The 1,074-nt window shown below is 37.0% G+C and carries 1 protein-coding gene; it reads right to left on the bottom strand.

Annotation, left to right across the window (positions count from 1 at the left end; translation table 11 throughout):
• Positions 1 to 189: 189 nt before the first annotated feature.
• Positions 190 to 1,074: IS982-like element ISLll1 family transposase (locus tag ABT006_RS35030; protein WP_350712758.1), on the bottom strand; the 885-nt coding region annotated here is incomplete at its 5' end.

The raw sequence follows: 1,074 nt of genomic DNA, 5'->3' as shown, positions 1-1,074 counted from the left end.
GGACGAACAGTTGTTTTGATACTGCTCTCACTCTAATAAAAGAAATAATAAATTCTAGGCCCTTAAAAGAAAAAATCAAATTTTTAACAAAGGTTATTATTATTAAGGCGAAAAACCATTAAGCCGTTAAATGAAAATGCAAAGGGTTCATATACAATTATGTTAATTACGACCCGAATTGCTAGTTGATTATTTAGACATGACTTGATACCCGATAGAATATCTTAAAGTCTCTGGTTCCAGTGATTTAGCTGATTTTAACAGTAAAGAATACGCTAAAAGTATCATCTCTAATTTCAATTGAAAACCTTGAGGCGAACGACTTTTACAACGCTCAGCTCCTAGATTTGTCAAAAAAGAGAAAACTCGCTCAATCACTTTTCTACGTTTTGAAAAATTAGGGAAAAGGATTTTCTTTTGCTTCATGTTCTTCCTGACAGGTGTAATTAGATCAATTCCTTTTAATTCCAGCCTATCATGCAGTGACTGACCTAAATATCCCATATCTCCAAGGACTGTTGGTGTCCCAAATTGACTCAACACTTCCTCGGTCATTGAACTATCAGCCATTGAAGCAGGAGTAATTGTGTAGTCTATGACATAGCCTGATTCACTGACTAAAGCATGACATTTACATCCATAGAAGTACTGTCCCTTTGTAGCATTGTAGCCAACATTTGCATAATCTCCAAGAACTTTGCTTCTGAAATTACGAATAGGCTGACACAAAGGAATGGGGAAGCTGTCAATAATGGATACACTCATTCCTTCAACCTCTTTAAAGACGAGTGCTTGGCGAATGACTTGGATACTCGGTAAGAGGGCATTACAACGGCGGACAAAGCGAGAATATTCTAGGAAATTAGGAAATAAACTTTGAGCCAATTGGTGCTTAGCTTTAAGCGTTTCACTAAAATGCAGTACGCCCCAGAGGTAACAAGCGATAACTAAGCAATCTGATGTTGCGAGATGGACGTTTTTTCGGTTTTGAACCTCAAGGGGAACACTCGTTTGATAAAGCGTCTCAATGGTTGTCAGTAAATAAACAAAAACTTTTGGAAGTGTGCTATTATA

It is taken from the genome of Micromonospora sp. NPDC002717 (assembly GCF_040295705.1).
Classification (GTDB): domain Bacteria; phylum Actinomycetota; class Actinomycetes; order Mycobacteriales; family Micromonosporaceae; genus Micromonospora.
Note: the sequence above shows the minus strand (reverse complement) of the source record. Positions and strands in the feature narration are given on the sequence as shown.